Origin of the sequence: Staphylococcus sp. NAM3COL9, assembly GCF_001431205.1 — a bacterium.
Taxonomy (GTDB): domain Bacteria; phylum Bacillota; class Bacilli; order Staphylococcales; family Staphylococcaceae; genus Staphylococcus.
On the sequence record NZ_LGPC01000003.1, the window covers coordinates 1 to 17634 of the forward strand.

The 17634-nt window shown below is 31.6% G+C and carries 21 protein-coding genes and 1 pseudogene; 10 read left to right on the forward strand and 12 right to left on the reverse strand.

Translation table 11 applies throughout. The features are described 5' to 3' along the window. Window positions 1–144: 144 nt before the first annotated feature. The 3 genes from ACA31_RS00230 to ACA31_RS00240 form a co-directional block, all read right to left on the reverse strand. Window positions 145–762 carry a TetR/AcrR family transcriptional regulator gene (locus ACA31_RS00230; RefSeq protein WP_057511387.1) on the reverse strand — a complete coding sequence of 206 codons (618 nt, stop codon included), beginning with the start codon at window positions 760–762 and terminating at the stop codon, window positions 145–147. A 162-nt stretch (window positions 763–924) separates the two neighbouring features. Next, window positions 925–1380 (reverse strand): DUF3995 domain-containing protein, encoded by a 456-nt coding sequence (locus tag ACA31_RS00235; RefSeq protein WP_057511388.1) that lies wholly within the window; start codon window positions 1378–1380, stop codon window positions 925–927. 191 nt (window positions 1381–1571) lie between these two features. Continuing rightward, window positions 1572–2267 carry a DUF536 domain-containing protein gene (locus ACA31_RS00240; protein ID WP_057511389.1) on the reverse strand — a complete coding sequence of 232 codons (696 nt, stop codon included), beginning with the start codon at window positions 2265–2267 and terminating at the stop codon, window positions 1572–1574. Window positions 2268–2760: 493 nt separating this feature from the next. On the opposite strand from ACA31_RS00240, the gene ACA31_RS00245 reads away from it, so the two are divergent. Both ACA31_RS00245 and ACA31_RS00250 read left to right on the forward strand, forming a co-directional pair. Beyond that, on the forward strand, window positions 2761–3732 hold the full coding sequence (locus ACA31_RS00245) for a replication initiator protein A (RefSeq protein ID WP_057511390.1): 972 nt from the start codon (window positions 2761–2763) through the stop codon (window positions 3730–3732). Between the two features lie 104 nt (window positions 3733–3836). Next, on the forward strand, window positions 3837–4337 hold the full coding sequence (locus ACA31_RS00250) for a GNAT family N-acetyltransferase (protein ID WP_057511391.1): 501 nt from the start codon (window positions 3837–3839) through the stop codon (window positions 4335–4337). A 304-nt stretch (window positions 4338–4641) separates the two neighbouring features. Here ACA31_RS00250 and ACA31_RS13430 read toward each other — a convergent pair. Then, window positions 4642–4782: pseudogene (locus tag ACA31_RS13430) on the reverse strand (plasmid mobilization protein); the annotation flags it as partial. 479 nt (window positions 4783–5261) lie between these two features. Further along, a complete protein-coding gene (locus tag ACA31_RS00260; protein ID WP_057511393.1) occupies window positions 5262–5702 on the reverse strand; it encodes a hypothetical protein in 441 nt (146 codons plus the stop codon). A gap of 134 nt (window positions 5703–5836) precedes the next feature. On the opposite strand from ACA31_RS00260, the gene ACA31_RS13575 reads away from it, so the two are divergent. Beyond that, window positions 5837–6103 carry a helix-turn-helix domain-containing protein gene (locus tag ACA31_RS13575; protein WP_057511394.1) on the forward strand — a complete coding sequence of 89 codons (267 nt, stop codon included), beginning with the start codon at window positions 5837–5839 and terminating at the stop codon, window positions 6101–6103. A gap of 478 nt (window positions 6104–6581) precedes the next feature. On the opposite strand, the gene ACA31_RS00270 is transcribed toward ACA31_RS13575, so the two are convergent. From ACA31_RS00270 to ACA31_RS00280, 3 genes are read right to left on the reverse strand one after another with little or no spacing between them, the layout of a single operon-like run. After that, window positions 6582–7013, reverse strand: a complete 432-nt coding sequence (locus ACA31_RS00270) for a DUF334 domain-containing protein (RefSeq protein WP_057511395.1) — start codon at window positions 7011–7013, stop codon at window positions 6582–6584. Window positions 7014–7062: 49 nt separating this feature from the next. Beyond that, window positions 7063–8025 carry a relaxase/mobilization nuclease domain-containing protein gene (locus ACA31_RS00275; RefSeq protein WP_057511396.1) on the reverse strand — a complete coding sequence of 321 codons (963 nt, stop codon included), beginning with the start codon at window positions 8023–8025 and terminating at the stop codon, window positions 7063–7065. After that, window positions 8007–8387 carry a plasmid mobilization protein gene (locus ACA31_RS00280; protein WP_057511397.1) on the reverse strand — a complete coding sequence of 127 codons (381 nt, stop codon included), beginning with the start codon at window positions 8385–8387 and terminating at the stop codon, window positions 8007–8009. Before ACA31_RS00280 ends, ACA31_RS00275 begins: the two co-directional genes overlap by 19 nt. Before the next feature lie 242 nt (window positions 8388–8629). On the opposite strand from ACA31_RS00280, the gene ACA31_RS00285 reads away from it, so the two are divergent. From ACA31_RS00285 to ACA31_RS12955, 3 genes are all read left to right on the forward strand, one after another. Next, window positions 8630–9073: a plasmid mobilization protein gene (locus ACA31_RS00285; RefSeq protein ID WP_057511398.1), complete on the forward strand. Its 444-nt coding sequence runs from the start codon at window positions 8630–8632 to the stop codon at window positions 9071–9073. 139 nt (window positions 9074–9212) lie between these two features. Next, on the forward strand, window positions 9213–10583 hold the full coding sequence (locus tag ACA31_RS00290) for a CitMHS family transporter (RefSeq protein WP_057511399.1): 1371 nt from the start codon (window positions 9213–9215) through the stop codon (window positions 10581–10583). A gap of 368 nt (window positions 10584–10951) precedes the next feature. Further along, window positions 10952–11047: a type I toxin-antitoxin system Fst family toxin gene (locus tag ACA31_RS12955; protein ID WP_021340007.1), complete on the forward strand. Its 96-nt coding sequence runs from the start codon at window positions 10952–10954 to the stop codon at window positions 11045–11047. Window positions 11048–11218: 171 nt separating this feature from the next. Here the strand turns inward: ACA31_RS12955 and ACA31_RS00295 are convergent, their stop codons facing one another. Then, the gene (locus ACA31_RS00295) at window positions 11219–12319 is read right to left on the reverse strand and encodes a glycerol dehydrogenase (protein ID WP_057511400.1); all 1101 of its coding nucleotides are present in this window, start codon (window positions 12317–12319) and stop codon (window positions 11219–11221) included. Between the two features lie 369 nt (window positions 12320–12688). On the opposite strand from ACA31_RS00295, the gene ACA31_RS00300 reads away from it, so the two are divergent. Further along, the gene (locus ACA31_RS00300) at window positions 12689–12961 is read left to right on the forward strand and encodes a hypothetical protein (protein ID WP_057511401.1); all 273 of its coding nucleotides are present in this window, start codon (window positions 12689–12691) and stop codon (window positions 12959–12961) included. 228 nt (window positions 12962–13189) lie between these two features. Here the strand turns inward: ACA31_RS00300 and ACA31_RS00305 are convergent, their stop codons facing one another. The 3 genes from ACA31_RS00305 to ACA31_RS00315 all read right to left on the reverse strand — a co-directional run bounded on the left by ACA31_RS00305 (window position 13190) and on the right by ACA31_RS00315 (window position 15683). Continuing rightward, on the reverse strand, window positions 13190–14071 hold the full coding sequence (locus tag ACA31_RS00305; protein WP_057511402.1) for an alpha/beta fold hydrolase: 882 nt from the start codon (window positions 14069–14071) through the stop codon (window positions 13190–13192). A gap of 207 nt (window positions 14072–14278) precedes the next feature. Next, window positions 14279–14641 (reverse strand): hypothetical protein, encoded by a 363-nt coding sequence (locus tag ACA31_RS00310; protein WP_057511403.1) that lies wholly within the window; start codon window positions 14639–14641, stop codon window positions 14279–14281. After that, entirely contained in the window at window positions 14622–15683 is a 1062-nt protein-coding gene (locus tag ACA31_RS00315; protein WP_057511404.1) for a parM protein, read from the reverse strand. The genes ACA31_RS00310 and ACA31_RS00315 overlap by 20 nt, the downstream gene beginning before the upstream one ends. Before the next feature lie 507 nt (window positions 15684–16190). On the opposite strand from ACA31_RS00315, the gene ACA31_RS00320 reads away from it, so the two are divergent. The 3 genes from ACA31_RS00320 to ACA31_RS13170 all read left to right on the forward strand — a co-directional run bounded on the left by ACA31_RS00320 (window position 16191) and on the right by ACA31_RS13170 (window position 17553). Further along, a complete protein-coding gene (locus tag ACA31_RS00320; protein ID WP_057511405.1) occupies window positions 16191–16928 on the forward strand; it encodes an SDR family oxidoreductase in 738 nt (245 codons plus the stop codon). Between the two features lie 17 nt (window positions 16929–16945). Next, a complete protein-coding gene (locus ACA31_RS00325) occupies window positions 16946–17182 on the forward strand; it encodes a hypothetical protein (RefSeq protein WP_057511406.1) in 237 nt (78 codons plus the stop codon). A gap of 278 nt (window positions 17183–17460) precedes the next feature. Continuing rightward, complete coding sequence (locus tag ACA31_RS13170) at window positions 17461–17553, forward strand: type I toxin-antitoxin system Fst family toxin (protein WP_156393372.1); 93 nt, start codon at window positions 17461–17463, stop codon at window positions 17551–17553. Window positions 17554–17634: the final 81 nt, after the last annotated feature.

Sequence of the window (17634 nt, forward strand, 5' to 3'; positions counted from 1 at the left end):
ACATTATAGAAAACCAAAGACCATCACTAATTAAACGCAGTTTTAAAATTTCATCAGGATTGCCTTCGTCTAGTTCAAATCTTTCCTGCCAAGTCTGCGTAATATCCTTGCTATTAATGACATTTCACACCAACTTTCGCCTTTCTACTTCTCTATTTTATAATTGAATTTAATAATCATATTTAAATAGTCTCTTATCATTAATTCAATATCATTCTCTTTTAATAAATTCGGATATATGAGTGTTTCTATAATCATTCCATCAATAAAAGCGTGCAATTTTGTTGCTTCTTGCCTAAGATCAAAATTACCATCTAAGAGCCCTTCTTTTTCTAACATTGATAATATGTTTATCAATACATCATTTAAAATTGTATACATCTCGTTACTTAACTCTTTCAAACTATTGTTTTTTAAAGCCATCAATGAAAATGAAAGCCAAGCCTCTCCTTCAATAAATTGATATTTATGATTATGAGGTATTAGGTTTTTCAAAACAGTCACTGCTATTTCTTTCATTGACATACCACTATCTATTTTAGAATTTATCCTAGTTTCCATTTTTTTGTTAATAAGTTTCATAGAATAAATATAAAGTTCATTTTGAGTTGAAAAATAATACTGAACAGTACCCAAAGATAAATTAGTTTTTTGAGAGATCTTTCGGATAGTTGTATTTTCTATTCCCACTTCACTAATGGTAACTAAGGTTGCATTGGCAATTTGTTCTTTTCGTTTTTCATGATCCGTAGTTTTTGGCATAAATATCCTCCGTTTTTATAATACAAATGTATTATAAAAGGCTATTTAAGTCAACTGTATTATAAAATAAGCACTTCTATTTGATAAAAGAGCCTTTTTTAATATCTGTTTTATAAATATAATTTCCCAATTATTCAACATTTTTTAGTATCGCTTACTTTTTCAAATTTTATCTTTAAGTCTTAAAAAAACAATTAACCCAGTTCCCCATATAAGAAACATTGGGTCCCAAACAAATGCTTGACCTATTAGACTTAATTTAAACTCAATTGGTATAATGCCTAAAAGTTTCAACCATCCACTTATTGTGTTTATTCCTCCATGTATAACTAAAATTGTTGCACCTATATAAGAAATTGTATTTATAAATTTATTATTTTTGTAATTGAGTATTAAAGGTATCCAGGTAGATGAAATCTTGAAAATACCTAAAAGAAATAGTATTAATAAAAACTTGTTATCATAAGTTTGCTTTAAGCTTATTGTCCAATTTCCAACAGTTAATAAACCTAATTCACCTCCAAAAGACCAATAAAATGTTGCTAATGAATGCAAACTACCCGTTAATAAAAAAGAAATAATTGCTATTTTTTTTATTAATGCTAGTTGGTTCTTCACATGAAACACCTCTCTTGATTTTTATATTAAGTAGTATATCAGTTTTTAAATGTTAAAGAGATAGTACACATTCTTTATATAATCGATGATTATAAGAAGTTCCGATGATAGAAATAAAAGCGCTGCAAGTTCCTTAACTTGTAGCGCTTTTTTAATAAATATAGTCTTTTCAAACAATTATTATAATATAATTAGCCACCAAATAAACGACTCCAGAAGCCTTTTTTAGGTTGCGTTTCTTCACTCTTTTCTTCTATATCACTATCATTGTCATTTGGATTAGATAGAACATCTTCTTTTTGTGCTTCTTCATCTTGTGTACTTTCATCACTTTGACTCTCAGATATATCCTTATGTTGAATCTCTGCTTCTTTGTCTTCTTCCTGGTGTTGATTAATATTCACAGAATCAGTAGTATACGTTGCTTCTTGTGCATCAACGTTTTGTCTATCGTTAGTCGATGTATCAAAGGAATAATTAAGGCGTCTCTCTTCCTCTAATTGATTCTCTAATTTTTGAATCTTCTTATTACTCTCTAATGCTAATACTTGCTGATTCTCTAAAAGTCTATTAAGTGTATTTATTTGCTCTTTATCTCTATTTGATTGTTCTTTATATATATCTACCTGGTTATATAATTGTTTTATTGTCTCATCTTTCACCAGGTTATCATTATTAGGTTTAGCTTCTTCTTTCTTTTCATTTTCAAAATCATCATTCTTATTTTGATTTTTTCTTATTCGGTTTACTACTATAATTTCATCTTCACTGGATAAGTAATTTACGTTATCGATTTTTTGAAATTTTACATTTGCTTTTTTAGCATTATTATAAACAGTCATTTTTGTTACGTTTAATTCATCGGCAATTCCCTTCATACTCTTCATATAACGGCCTCCATATAGTTATGTACATAACGTTCATACCATTATATAGCCATTATACTTGTTATTACAAGTCCATATAATTCATTATACGTATAGGTATATAGCGTTATATGTATAAGCTTTTAAACTAGTTATATAGGTGTTATACGCTCTTTATACTTGCTGTATAAGTGTTTATACGGTGTTATACGACATAACAATTTAAAGACATTATACGAAGTTTTATCCTTCTTTGAAAATGCATACACCCAAATGTATATAAACAATTTAACAAAACTTTTAAAAGTGTTAATATAAATATATATAAAAGAAACCCAACTACGGGAATAGTCAGGTTTCTTCGGTAATAAAACAAGTGATTTGTTTGTTTATATAGTTGTTATATTCTTATTATATATACTAAGAATTATTAGTGCAAGTCGAATACATATAAACTTACTTATAGCTTTTTTATTACCTCTTTTAGAAATTTAAATATGAAAGAGGTTTTTGTATGTCCAACTTTAATATTAAAGAAATCCAAAAAGAGAAATTTTATCAATTACCTAAAGTATTTTTTACGAATCCTAAATATACTAAATTGTCTAATGATGCAAAAATAACTTGGTCAATACTAAGAGATCGTTTAGATTTATCCATAAGAAATAATTGGGTAGATAAAAATGGAGATATTTTTTTTATTTATACCAACGAAAAGCTTAAATCTATTTTAAATATTAGTAGTCCAAATAAGCTGTCTAAAATAAAAAAAGAATTAACTCAAGCTGATTTATTTAATCAAATAAGAGTAGGTTTAAATAAACCTAATAAATTATATATTAAAAAACCAGAAGTAACAGAAGCTGATGTATATTATATTTCACAACAAGAAAACGATATAGAACATCGTAATAACACGGACGTATCAAATTCATACGTCCAGAAATATGATAATGATACATCAAGAAATATTAATTTGATACATCATGACATATCAAAAGAATACACTAATGATACTGACTTAAGTAATACTGATTATATAGAGACTGAGAATAATGATACGAATGACTTGAATGATACATACAACAATCCAATAAAAAATAATCATTCGGATCATACAAATCATCAACAAACCGAATTTAATAATGATGCGCTTAAGTTCCAAGTTCTCGAAGAATTGCCGCAACAACTTCAAGACTATTTAAGTAAATTTGAAATTAGAGAAATCCGTATTATTAAAAGTGTGTTACTCAAAGGAAAAAAATCATTTAATAATGCACATGATACCTATTACCGTTTAGAAGATGTTGAGTTTGAAATTGTAAGTGTATTGAAACGTTTCAAAGCGATGCTGCTACAAAAGAATGAAACCGTTGAAGCTATGCAAGGGTATTTAATGCAATCCATTAAAGCTGAATTCGAAGAAACACATGCGCTTTATATGCGACGTCAAAACATGAAACAGCATAATATCTTTAATCAATAAATGTGGTGTGGGTTCACATTTAAATTAAGAGAAACGCCCTTTATATCATAGATAGCTAGTAAATAAAGGGTTACATCGGATTAAAATTTTTTAGGAGGGCACGTATGGAGTTCTATTCTAGAGATTTAAAAGATACAGATATAGATCACTTAAATGAATTATATGCTTTACCAGAAGTGACTCAATATCAAACTTGGGGTCCTCAAAGTTATGAAGAGACTCAGCAATTCATTAATGTGGTTTTAGAGAAAGATTCAAATTGGATTTACAATGTCCTCGTGGATCCTGATACAGATAAAGTGATAGGGACGATACAATTAGCCATAGATGAAGCAAATCAAAGTGCTAAAATTAACTTTATTGTCCACCCAAATTGTTGGGGTCACGGCATTGCGACGGATATAGCAAAAACAATCATCAAATATGCCTTTAAAGTACTGAAACTCAATCGAATATGGGCATCCATTGATTCAAGCAATATAGCTGCCAGGATTGTGCTAGAAAAGGTAGGCATGAAACAAGAGGGCGTTTTGAGAAAAGATAAATTAGTGCAAGATGCGTACAGAGATATATTAATCTATGGTCTTTTGAGAAGTGAATACTAAGAGGCATTATTTATATACTCAATCCTTTGTTAAAGTTCAAGTGCAATAAAGAATTAGGTACATAAATGAGAGTGGCTTAAAAAATCGACACTACTTTGGATCAAAAAATGGTTGTGAAATTAAGATATGTTTATTTGGCTCATATTTGCATTTTAAGAACGTATATAAGCTTTAGGTATAAATCTATATAAACAACCCTTAATTCTTTAAAATTCCCCTGTAAAATCCAAATAAAGGTATATAAAAGAAAAAAGCTAATCCATTTTATCTGGGTTGGCTTTTTTCTTTTATTTCAATACTATAATGTCGATTTATCCAATTTGGGCGCTACTAATCGACTCCCATGTGCCTTTTTCTTAACGGAATTAGGCACACTCATACGAAAGCTAATTTGTTTTTGGTTTTCCCCAACAGAAAAATCGCTAGCCACTTCGTGACTACGTATAATGCTTGTTGGGATTATATCCCAAGTCCTTTATATTTTTTCTAAAGCAAAAAATGAGTAGCTAATTGCTAGCCACTCATGTAATTTAAAATCAAAACAAAGACCTAGTGCAGCAACCCAAAATGTGGTTGCTAAAATAGAATAAATAAAATATAGTTACAAATACGTCAAAATATAGTTGAAGAGGAGAATATAAATCCATGGGAATTATACTTTCAATACTTGCAGTTGTTATTTTAGTTTTAATTTGCCTAAGTATTCAAATTGGGTATGGTCTTATTAGAATTAAAAATAGCAAGAAAACTAAAAAAGAAATGAAAATAGATAAAAAACATTTAACTTTAAGTACAATACTTTACATTGTTTTATGTACTATTTTAATAATAACTATTAACAATAATTATTTTTAAAAATAAAACAACACATAAAAGTCTTTATTCTAACCTGAAAGCTCCTATGTGTTGTTCAAAAATTATATTTTATTGTTTTGGTCCTGACCCATCATAAGTAGTGGATGTTATAAATTTTACAGTCCCAATTTTTTTCTTTTTGGCTTTGTCTTTATACATTGTAGCATTATGTTTAATTTGTCCTACGCTATTTATATATTGCTTATCTGTAACGTAAACAGTTTTAAGGCTGGAAGCAATTTCACCTGATCCACCAGATATCAAACCAGCAACTGTACCACCTGAAACACCGCCTGTAGCATAACCTAAAGCGCCTGCAGTAGCATAAACAATACCTTTACTTGCAAAATCACTCGCAGCCGTAGAACCAGTAGTAGTAGTGAAATATTTAAAGCCACTACTTTTGGCTTCAGCCGTATTGGTATTAAAGCCAGTTGAATTTTGAACAGAAGAAACTACTGGAGTCAAAATAACTGATGCAGCCAATACAGATATAATTTGTTTTTTCATAATAAAAGTTAAACCTCCTTTATAAGCTTTCCTAAATTTTAAGCATATTACATAGATATTGTTACTATAAATATGTTTAAGTCACTTATAAATATGTTTAAGTTAAAAAAATCAGTTAGGAAGGCTGGAATAAAATGCATTTTAGTAAAAAATTAAAAGATGTTAGAGCTGAACATAAAATAACACAAGAAAAGTTTGCAAATGATATCCAAGTATCAATACAATCTGTTAACAAATGGGAAAATAACAAAAGTTATCCTGATCTATTTAATTTAATTGATATTGCTAATTATTATGAAATAAGTATAGACTCACTATTAGCGAATGAGATAAAACATAAAAATTCGAAATGTTCTAAAAAAAGATACCGTAAATTCTTTATTAGAATATTTCGAAAATAAATAAGAATTATCAGCATATAATTTAATTAGATTAACTAAACTAAAAGACAAAAACCCCGTCATTTCAGTCTGTGTGTCTTTTAATATTTATACAAACCTACTACCTATAAGGTTAAACTATGTTAACTAAAACGAGAGGCCTAAACGCTGTTAAATAAGCGTTTAGGCCTCTTTCAATCCATTGTGATTTATAAAATGTTTCTACATTGTCAGTTTGACAAGTTTTCATATACCTTCATAAGTGAAGGTTTTTTATATTTATACAGATTATCAAAGTATTGTTGTAGCCGTCCCCATTGTTAAAAACCAAAATAAAAAGACATTTAAACAATATGGTTATTACCATTTAATGCACTATTTATTATCTTAATTTGTTTATTTAAATAAATTAAAGGTATTAATATAATAGCCACCTCGGCTTAACGCTTTATTTCACAATTACTACTGTTAGCATTAATTGCTAACAGTAGTTTTTATTTTAATCCTCGAATAATCTTAAAAGACTTAAACAACCCAATAAAATTAAAACAAAGAGTATATAAGGGACGATATAAGCTATATACCATAAGTAGCCCCATACTGATTGTGTATGTGTAATCGTATGATGCAATGCACTGTACATGCTATCAATGCCTAAGACGTGTCCAATCGGACCGGTCACAATGGAAACTAAGGCCATTAATAAAATAACGAAGTATAGGGCGCCGATACCATGCGTCATACTTTTGATACTTGATTTAAAAGTGCTATTCAACTTTTGATTTTCTTTTAAACTGTTATTCAATGCTTCATGATGTTCTCGGTTGGCCATTCGAATCCCTTTGAGATCCTCATACATCCCATCTTTTTCTTGTCTAAACGCCTTTGCGACATCCTCAGTCATATGTTTTGTATCAATTTTCGATAACATTTGATTGGAAATTTTAATCACTTTTGTTTCTGTTTTATCTAAGTAGTTTTTAAAGTTCGAGGTCGAAGCCTTTAGTTCGCTTACTAATTTTTGGTTCTGATTCGATCTGTTTTGCTCTCGCTGCTCGAGCTCGATCATCCTGTTCCCGATCTTCGCGTTCTGCTCTTTCAGCTCGTTCACGACGTTTTCGTTCATTGAATAGGGCTTGGGTTGATTGGTCGAAAGTGGACCAGTTAAGTGTTGTTCCAGGTTGTCTATGTGTTGGTTGATTTTTTGGAGTTCTTTCAGAATTTCTGCGTTGTTTCTCGGCTCCAAAGCCATGGATAATGCCTCCTTTGTCATAAATATCGCCTAATTTACTGCCACGTACTTTTTTATCTGCTTCAATATGTCTATATGTAATGGTTTTATCGGTTACACGTTCAACCGTAATGCCTTTTGGACGTAATTGATCCTTGAAGCTTTCCATATCTGTCGCCTGTATTTCATCAATCGCAAGTCGAATATCGTTTTTCCATGATGATTTGCCTTTATCTATGATATTTTGTTCAGCTTGGGTATAACGCAATTCTGACGTAGGTTCTGGAATGGATAAATCATGGTTTAAACAAACTTCGTCGTTAGCTTTACGTAGGTCACGTAAAGCTTGTTTATCGTTATTAAATTTCTTGCCTGTTTCTAAATTTACAGCATTGATAACGATATGATTGTGAATATGATCCGTATCGCTATGTGTATGGATGGCCACTTGATGGTCGGGTGCCATTTTTTCGGCTAGTTCTAAACCGAGTGCATTACATTTTTTAGGCGTGACTTCACCTGGTTTAAAGGACTGAATGATCACATGGCCTTGATTGCCATCTGTTTTACCATAAACTTCGCGAGAAGCTTTAAACGCACTTTTTGCGTATTCGACATCACAATTTAAACCACTTTTTTCTTTCGCCCGTTTTTCGGCATAGTTAATAGCCCGTGATGTTGATTTGGTAGAACTTATTTTAGTTGTTGCCATATGTGATTCAACTCCTTACGCATGATGGCGATATCTTGTTGCATCAATTCGATATTTGCGCGTTCGCCATACGTATTTAAAGCTTTAGCGATTTGGTTTAAGTTGCTGCCCAACTTACCCATATCTTTGGCCATCGATTGGCGCGTGACTTTGTCTAATTTGGGCGCCACTAATCGAGCCCCTTGTGCCTTGTTTTTAACAAACAAAGGCACACTCATATTCAAAGTTTCAGCCGATGCCTGTAACTTTGAATATTCGGATTCGCTCACACGAAAACTAATTTGTTTCGGCTCCTTGCGGTCGGGGTTTTGGTTTTTCCCGACAGCTTCGTTCCCTTCAGTCATTGTTTTACGTTCGCTCATAATCCCACCTCGCTTTCTAACGAAAGACACGTTGTTCCGTTGATTGTATTATAACATAATACAATCTTCCTCACATCGTTTTAGAGGTTTGGCAAGCAATGGGAATGCTAGCCACTTCGTGCCTAGATACCCTGCTTGTTGGTGGATAAATCCCCCAAGCCCCCCTGTGATTTTTTCTGTGAAAAAATAGCAAATACTACTGAGTATTTGCTTAGTCCATACGCTCAAAAATGTGAGCGTAAATGCCAGATAAAAATCATAAAAAAGCGAAAACAATCAATATTAATTTAACCGAATCAGAGTATGAAAAAGTGAAGCAACTTGCGGAAATTAGAGACCTCAATCCGACCGCATATACACGACTGACTGCATTAGGTAATCGAATTAAACCTACGGTTGTTTATCCTACAGACGAACGCATTAATGAACTTGAAAAAGAAAATCAAGACCTCAAAATGAAACTCATGGCAGGCCATGGTGAATATGAAGTTACAAGAGAGGATTTTGATAGCTTAGAAGAGCAATATTATCAGTATGCAGGTTATGTGAATACATTTAAAGACTTCTTACAGTATGTGCAAAATGATGCAGAATATATCAATTTAAGTGGCTATAAGAGCGATGAAAAATTAAAATCAGATATTAGGGATGCAATTACTAATTTAAAAGTTGGAAGAGAAAAATAATATTAGTTACTTGTATAAAAATATAGTTAATTGTGTAATTATTCTAATTCTCTGTTACAATGAACAACAAATATTATTATGTTGATATAAAGCGCTCACATTTAAATGTAAGCGCTTTTAAAATTTAAGGGGGGATTTTATGCAACAAGATAGTATTTGGTTAACAATTGTTGGATTGATAATTATCATATCTATTGTAGGTTTGTTAATTGCAAAACGTATTAGTCCAGTGGTAGGTATGATTTTAATACCTAGTGTTGGGGCATTAGTATTAGGGTATAGTATTGGAGATTTAGTTGAGTTTTTCAATAGTGGTTTGGATCAAGTGATAAATGTCGTTATTATGTTTATTTTTGCTATTATTTTCTTTGGTATTATGAGTGATAGTGGTTTATTTAAACCTCTCGTAAAGAAATTAATTTTGTTAACACGAGGTAATGTAATTGTTGTTTGTATTGTAACCGCATTAATAGGCACTTTTGCTCAACTTGATGGTGCTGGAGCTACGACTTTCTTACTTTCTATTCCTGCTTTATTACCTTTATATAAAGCACTTAACATGAACCGTTATTTACTATTATTATTACTTGCTTTAAGTGCTGCAATTATGAATATGGTGCCTTGGGGAGGGCCAATGGCACGTACTGCATCGGTTTTAGGTGTTAAAAATGTTAATGAATTATGGTATGGTATCATTCCTATACAAATCACAGGATTTATTCTGGTGTTACTTTTCGCAGTATTTTTAGGTTTTAGAGAAAAAGTACATATTAATCAAGCTATTAATAAAGGTGAAGTAGCTGATACACAACACTTAGATATAAATAAGATAGTTGAAAATTATGAGCGTGACCAAGATATAAAATTTCCGGTACGTGGTGTAGCTATTAATAAGCCTTGGATGAATTGGGTTAACGCTTTGCTTACAATTGCAATTATCGTAGTAATGTTAGCAAACATCGCACCTCCAGAATTTGCTTTTATGATTGGTGTAGCAATCGCATTAGTTATTAATTTTCCTAATGTAGATGAACAAATGAGTCGTTTGAAAGCACATGCACCAAATGCATTAATGATGGCTGCTGTGATTATAGCAGCAGGTATGTTCTTAGGAGTATTGAATGAAACGGGTATGTTAGAAGCTATTGCAGTTAACTTTATTCATATTATTCCTAACGCAGTAGGCCCTTATTTACATATTATTGTTGGCATTTTTGGTGTGCCACTTGATTTACTCACAAGTACAGATGCTTATTATTTTGCAGTCTTACCTATAGTTGAACAAACAGCAAGTCAATTTGGCGTGCCCGCTATTTCAACTGCCTATTCTATGGTTATAGGTAATATTATTGGTACATTTGTAAGTCCATTTTCTCCAGCCTTGTGGTTAGCTATTGGATTAGCAGAAGCGAATATGGGTACTTATATTAAATATGCATTTTTCTGGATTTGGGGATTTGCGATTATTCTGTTGATAATTGCTATTCTAATAGGTGTAGTAACAGTTTAATTGATAATTAAGCATAACACCGCCGCCAAGATCTACCTTAGCGGCATTGTTATGCCTATAAACAAAATCAAAAGGGCAATTGGACAAATTAATTAACTAGCTACTATAATGCACTTTTTTGATTATAAATTTGTCATATTGTGTTAGTAATTTTTTATACATAATTGCCTTTATGTTGTATTTTATAGACATCCGAAAAGACTTTAGGAATTTTGCGTGATTATTCTTAGTAGTTCTAATTAATAACTTATTTTATTCTACATAATTTAACTTATCTGAAGTGCATATGCTTGCAGATTAACAGATGGTATAATAGGGAAGTCGTCGTTCTACTTCTGTGCTGGTTTAGCATGGAAGGAGGTGACACCATGTTCAGCATCATATTTGTATCTATAGTAGCTCCTATTATAGTGGGGGTTATAATCACGTTGTTTTCATATTGGTTGAATAATCGTGATAAATAATTAAGCGACGACATAGTAATAACACCAAAAAGAGCCCGATAACTATTCCAGTAGTTATCGGGCTCGGTGTTTACCATGTTCAACACATATTTGTTATCTAAATTATAACATCATAGTGGAGAGAAATGCAAAATAAGAATAAATATATACGTAGTCTAAATAAAGAGCAATTTACTTAGCTTTGCCTCCACTTAATTCATTCACTGCTAGTATAGCTTGCGCTACGTCTTCAGCAGTGAATTCGTCACTTAAATTAGAGAAAGTGTCATTAGGATCTTTTGCTAATTCTCCCACTTTTACTAAATCCTCAAAAGAAACGTCGTGTAAATGCATATTATTTAAATTTGTTGGCATTTCTAAGAATTTATAAAAATCAATATATTTTTTAATTTCTTCATAAGGTCTATTTTCTAAAACCATTTGAACGAGAGTCCCATACGCCACTTTTTCGCCGTGTCCAAGTTTATGGATATCTCCTGATAAAGCTGTAAACCCATTGTGTATTGCATGGGCTGCAGCAAGGCCACCATTTTCAAAACCAAGTCCTGAGAGTAAAGTGTTTGCCTCGATAATAGACTCCACTTGAGGTGTTACAATACCTTGTGCCGCAGCAAAATAGGCGCTTTTACCATATTTAAATATTGTTTCTTCTGCTTTTTCAGCAATGGCTAAAGAAGCTAATGTTGGTTTTCCATCTACCATAGTTTTCCCTCTACGGTTTAAAGTTGCTTTAACTTCTACTAAAGTAGCTAAAGCATCGCTCATGCCCGCCGCAAACAATTTGACTGGTGCTTGGACTATAATTTGTGAATCTGCTAATACTACATTTGGGTTTTTATAGTAAAATCTGTAACCAGTAAAAACACCTTCATCTGAATAGATAACTGATAAAGCACTCGTAGGTGCATCTGTAGAAGCAGTTGTTGGGACAATAATAACGGGAGAATTAAGATCATCAGAAATTGCTTTTGCTGTATCTAACGTCTTTCCTCCTCCAACGCCAACAATTACATTTATATTATTATCTTTAGCTATTTGGCTAAGCCTTGCTATTTCATTTTCAGAGGCTTCTCCATTAAATTCTTCGTATTTGTAACTAATCTCGTTAGATTTAAAACTTTCATTTATGTCTTTATTTGTTAGTGACCAAACTAAACTATCTGAAATAATCAAGGGCGAGTCACCTAATTTATTAACCTCATTAGCTAAACTTTTTATTTCTCCTTTTCCTTGTACATATCTACTTGGCGATTGAAAAACGTATCTTGACATACAAACCCCTCCTCGTTATTTGATATACACTTATTTTATCCCCTGTATTTATAGGTATAAATCATAAATATTTGTAAATGTGAAAGGCTATACGTAAAACAATTACTTATTCGAATGATTTAACTTCTTTGTTTTTTGAGCAAGTCGTATTCGGGGTATGGGTCGTTTTCTTATTATTTAAATCGGCAAATAAGCTTTTGCTTAAGTCAAAATTTTAATTTTACGTGTTTAATATACTTCTTTAGAGGTTATTTGAGTTTGTAAGTAGGATATTTATTATGTTTTTCTATCAACGTTAGGAATTACTTAATATTAACGCATATTTAAATAAATACTATACGCAGTTTGAAACATTACTGGAGGGGTTTGATGGATTTTATTATTGCAATAGTAATAGGTGTAATCGTTGGCGTGGCATTTTCAATCTGGTTAACTAACAATAAAATTACCAACCTTATTATTAGTACACTTTCAGCGATAATTGGTGCATTCATTGGTGTAACAATGTTAAATTCTTCAGGCAATGCATTGCCAAATTCAGCGGGCATGTTCTTTATAATTCCGACACTAGTTGGTTCTGTTTGTCTGACTTTACTTGTTTTGTTTATTATTAAAACGAGTAAAGATATTGCAACAAATTAAATTAGTTTACATTACTGTAGTATATGAGAGATTGTACTAATTTTTAATAATGCAATAAACAATTCTTAGGTTTTGGCTAAACAACTGTAATAAATAATAAGTCGACATAGTCACACCAAAAAGAACCCCTCACTATTCTCAGTAGTGAGGGGTTCGATGTTCCAATGGAGCTACTTTTCATTAAATAAATTATAACACCATAGGGGCAGGAAATGAAAAATCAAGTAGTCACTCCTCAAATCTTCTACGAACAAATGAGGAAACTTCAGTGTTGAACTTTTCACACTCATCAACAAATATGTTATGACTGCTTTTTTCAAAGATTACTAATTCACTATCAGGAATTTTTTCTGCCATAAGCACAGAACCTTCTACTGGGCAAACCAAATCGTAGCGGCCTCCCACAACTAATGTAGGACATGCAATTTCACTTAATTGATCAACGAAATCGAATGTTGTCATAAATTCCCATCCTGCATTTGCCACTGACCAATTAAAAGCCGACATTTTTTTTACAATTTCTTTCTTTTCTTTTTCTGTTTTTACTTTGCCTCTTGATACATAAGAATAAAGCGAATCCATAACAACCCAATATTCCGCCATTTCTTGTTCGGTACTAATAGCTCCCTCAAACAATAGCTTGGCATACTTTTTCTGCTCCTTCGTTCCGTTTTCCTCTAATTTCTGTTGTGCTAGTTTCATAAAGTGATGGCTTGGTGTTGTAGCGATAAGGAGAAGACCGGACACGCTGTCAGGGTATCGGAGCGCATAACTTTGAGCAAGCATCCCTCCATAAGAATGACCAAATAAGATAACACTTTCCAGCCCTAAATATACTCGAAGTGCTTCCAAATCTTCGACATTATTTTCCACTGTATATGACGATGACGGGCCTCGGTCAGATTGACCACACCCGCGCTGATCAATATAAACCAATTGCATATATTTGGACAATGGTGTAAGCAATGATTGAAATATTGTATGTTCACCTCCAGGTCCTCCATGAAGGATAAAGCAAACAGGCTTCTTCCTCCATACTTCTCCGTCATAGACTTGTTCTCTTCCTTCCACATCAAAGTAAATACGTGTGCCATTAACTTTCGCGAACATATTATAACCTCCCTGAAATTTTAATTTCTATTCGTAACGGTTATTGAACCTGTGATAACTGGATGTATTGTAGCTTGGTAGTTTTTGTGCTCCAATTATTGCGACGTCATAAATTATCACTATACCTACTTAAAAATTTATATAAGTAAAAAGAGAGCCCTTTCATTAGAGGAGCTCTCTTGGTAGATATGATATCACCATTTTAGACTAAATTTGATTTATATTGATGTCTACCATTTCATCTTGTTCTTCTTTTTTTGTTCGGTGTTGTTTAAGCCCTTCTTGCTTTATTGCTGTTTGAATTTCTTCTCTTCTTTTAATATCCTCTTGTTTCATTTGTTCTTGGTATCTTTTTTTAACGGGTTTAAAATCTGAACTTTCAGCAAAAGTATTTTTCTTGTTTATGTTTGATGGAATAGGGGGAGCACCCAATTCCTCAATATATCTAAGTAATGCTTCTCTAATATGTGCTGTTTTCGTCCCTTTAGGCACACCTTCTAAAAATTCGAAGATTTGGGGATAATCTTTTTTTTTAATTTTTAGGAGATGATTAGTTTCTTGTTTGCTCAAACTCGGTAAAGTTTTGTTCGACTTGTGCTTTTAATAATTCCCCCAACTTCTCATAACCACGTACATTGCTAAGTTGACTATCCTCGACGCTTTCAAAGACATCTGGGTAATAATGGCTTAATGAATTAAAATGAACATTTGCGCCGCCACCTGTAACTATTATTCTATCTATTGAGTTAATATTTCCAATAACTGTTTCAAAGTTACTCATTACTTCTTGTATTAATTCGTCCTGTTCTTTGTAGAAATAATCAGTGAAGTCTATCGTTAATCTTGAATTTACTTTACATTGTTTATACTCCATACCTTTTTCAATCATTCTAGGTGTGATAGCATCACCACCTGCCTCTTTACTAACATGAGTAGCTATACGTTTATAAAAATCAATCATACCTTTGTTAATAACAAAACTTTCTTCTTCAACACGTTTTAAGTTTTGATATGTGTCGATAATAGTTGTACCACTACCAAAATCTAATACACTATATTTACCTTCAGTGAAAGATTTGAACACTTTACCGTTTTCCATATGTAAATCTAATAATGTACCCATGGGTTGTGCGATAATTTTAATATCTTGTACGTTTACTATTTTAGTTATACCATCAATTTCTATAGAACGATTTCTCCTAAGTATCTCTTCAAACTGTGCTTGATTTTTAGAACCAATTTCATTACTTGGCATACCTGTTGAGATAACAACGTCTATTTCTTTTTCTGGCACTTCTCTTGCCAATAATCCAATTGAACAATTAACTAAATCCTCGAATGATTTATAAATATAACGTTTGTTTGTTGAGGCTGTGTCTTTACCTGTATTTGTAGTTTTATCTAAATCTTTGCCAAATAATAATATTTCATCTGTATTATTATTTATTATAAATTCACTGACGTCTAAGTCACTATTGATAAATCCCTCTAACTGACGAGTAGTGCTAGACTTTAATCCAACACGTGAAGGAACTATAAAATTTTCATTATTTATTCTTCCTTTTACAAATCCATTTCCAAAATCTAAAGCCATTGCATAAACAGTACTCATATTCTCAAAACCTCCGATGTAAAATAAAAACTATTTTAGATGTACTAATTACACCTAAAATAGTTTAAGTGACTATATATCTTTATATACCCTTATATATATTTATAAACATTTATATATCAATAATAATTAATTATAAGATATTTTATTTTGATTGAAAAATTAATATTTATTAGATTTCTTTTACAATTCTTCATTTAAACACAATTGTTTATAATAATATCATGTATATTATACATGATATTAATTATAAATTTAGAATATAAAAAATATCAAAAAATACTTGTAGATTTTAAATGTAACAATACTTTGGAGCATTAAGATGGTCTTATATCTTTATTGGATAAAGACTTAGTTGGTTACTAAAATGAAAATTTAAAACAATCTATTTTGTTGTAGAATCTATCATTCCGAATATATGTCGAAATTAGTATGAGAATATCAACGATGTTTTAATCACGATAATATAGTGAAATATATAATTGTATTAACCAAGGAGGCAAAATAATGAATAATGTAAAAGATAAAGTAGTCGTGATAACTGGTGCGTCTAGTGGCATTGGCGAGGAAACAGTAAGTTTGCTATCTGAAAATGGGGCTAAGCTTGTTTTAGGAGCAAGACGCGTAGATCGATTAGAAAAAATACAACAAAAAATAGGTGATAATGTAAGCATTCAAAAAACTGATGTAACGAAGCCAGATGAAGTAAATGCATTAATTGAAACAGCGTATAATGATTTTGGACGTGTAGATGTTTTAATTAATAATGCTGGTCTTATGCCTCAATCTTTTTTAGAAAAGAATAAGCAAGATGAATGGAACCAAATGATTGATGTTAATATTAAAGGTGTACTATACGGTATCGGTGCAGTATTGCCTTATATGAGAGAACAAAAAGCAGGTCATATTATCAATTTAGCTTCTGTAGCAGGCCATGTTGTTTTCCCAGGTAGCGCTGTTTATAGTGGTACTAAATATGCAGTAAGAGCGATAACTGAAGGATTAAGACAAGAAGAAGCTTCGGTGGGTTCAAATATTAGAACAACAATCCTTTCTCCAGGTGCTATTGATACTGAGTTAACAGACCATATTAGCGATAAAGAAATGAAACAAGGTATAGATGAAGTATATAAAGATGCAATTAAACCAGATGCTATTGCTAGAGCTATTAATTACGCCATTAATGAACCCGAGGAATCATCTGTAAATGAATTTATAATTCGTCCTAGTAGTCAAAATCTATAATTAGGAAGTGATAAATTATGGAAAACATTTTTGGAAATTATAATTATAACGAATCACAAAAAGTTAAAATATTCAGTGTACTAACGCATTACGATAATAAAATCAAAGGCGATGTTAGTGATTTTAGTGTTACTAATATTGTTGAAGAATTGAAAGAAGACCAAATTGAGATAAGCGATAAAAATATTTTTGATATTGTAGATAAATATAATGAAGAAGAGCAATTTACAAACTTATATCTTTATTTAAATTAAATAGTTTTCATCGCATTTGGCATATTTTTCTTATTATGTTAGTTAACAATAGCCTAAGTGTAGAGTGTACAGGAAATGGGTCGTTTTTTGTACACTCTATTTTTTGTTGAATACGGTTAATCTTATTACTTTATAAAATTAGCAACGAAAAAGGCATTATACTTAATTGTTACATAATTTAACTTATCGGAAGTGCATATGATTCAAAAGATACAGATGGTATAATAGTGGAGTCGCCTTAACTTCCGGCGGTATTTTCGGCGGAAGGAGGTGAAGTCATGAGTTTAATATTTGTTAGCATAATTGCACCCATCATATCAGGGTGTATGATTGCGATTTTCACGTTTTGGCTAAACAATCGCAATAAGTAAGGCGACAGAGCCTCACTATTAAAAGAACCCCCAATCTATGACTGTAGATTGGGGGTTCGGTGATTCATGAGTCTAATATTT

Bases quoted from the DNA above. Each gene is read 5' to 3' on its own strand.
- ACA31_RS00240 (WP_057511389.1), bottom strand. From the start codon at position 2,267: ATGAAGAGTATGAAGGGAATTGCCGATGAATTAAACGTAACAAAAATG.
- ACA31_RS00270 (WP_057511395.1), bottom strand. From the start codon at position 7,013: ATGTTATCGAAAATTGATACAAAACATATGACTGAGGATGTCGCAAAG.
- ACA31_RS00295 (WP_057511400.1), bottom strand. From the start codon at position 12,319: ATGTCAAGATACGTTTTTCAATCGCCAAGTAGATATGTACAAGGAAAA.
- ACA31_RS00260 (WP_057511393.1), bottom strand. From the start codon at position 5,702: ATGAAAAAACAAATTATATCTGTATTGGCTGCATCAGTTATTTTGACT.
- ACA31_RS00290 (WP_057511399.1), top strand. From the start codon at position 9,213: ATGCAACAAGATAGTATTTGGTTAACAATTGTTGGATTGATAATTATC.
- ACA31_RS00320 (WP_057511405.1), top strand. From the start codon at position 16,191: ATGAATAATGTAAAAGATAAAGTAGTCGTGATAACTGGTGCGTCTAGT.
- ACA31_RS00315 (WP_057511404.1), bottom strand. From the start codon at position 15,683: ATGAGTACTGTTTATGCAATGGCTTTAGATTTTGGAAATGGATTTGTA.
- ACA31_RS00285 (WP_057511398.1), top strand. From the start codon at position 8,630: ATGCCAGATAAAAATCATAAAAAAGCGAAAACAATCAATATTAATTTA.
- ACA31_RS12955 (WP_021340007.1), top strand. From the start codon at position 10,952: ATGTTCAGCATCATATTTGTATCTATAGTAGCTCCTATTATAGTGGGG.
- ACA31_RS00250 (WP_057511391.1), top strand. From the start codon at position 3,837: ATGGAGTTCTATTCTAGAGATTTAAAAGATACAGATATAGATCACTTA.
- ACA31_RS00245 (WP_057511390.1), top strand. From the start codon at position 2,761: ATGTCCAACTTTAATATTAAAGAAATCCAAAAAGAGAAATTTTATCAA.
- ACA31_RS13575 (WP_057511394.1), top strand. From the start codon at position 5,837: ATGCATTTTAGTAAAAAATTAAAAGATGTTAGAGCTGAACATAAAATA.
- ACA31_RS00230 (WP_057511387.1), bottom strand. From the start codon at position 762: ATGCCAAAAACTACGGATCATGAAAAACGAAAAGAACAAATTGCCAAT.
- ACA31_RS00300 (WP_057511401.1), top strand. From the start codon at position 12,689: ATGGATTTTATTATTGCAATAGTAATAGGTGTAATCGTTGGCGTGGCA.
- ACA31_RS00305 (WP_057511402.1), bottom strand. From the start codon at position 14,071: ATGTTCGCGAAAGTTAATGGCACACGTATTTACTTTGATGTGGAAGGA.
- ACA31_RS00275 (WP_057511396.1), bottom strand. From the start codon at position 8,025: ATGGCAACAACTAAAATAAGTTCTACCAAATCAACATCACGGGCTATT.
- ACA31_RS00280 (WP_057511397.1), bottom strand. From the start codon at position 8,387: ATGAGCGAACGTAAAACAATGACTGAAGGGAACGAAGCTGTCGGGAAA.
- ACA31_RS13170 (WP_156393372.1), top strand. From the start codon at position 17,461: ATGAGTTTAATATTTGTTAGCATAATTGCACCCATCATATCAGGGTGT.
- ACA31_RS00325 (WP_057511406.1), top strand. From the start codon at position 16,946: ATGGAAAACATTTTTGGAAATTATAATTATAACGAATCACAAAAAGTT.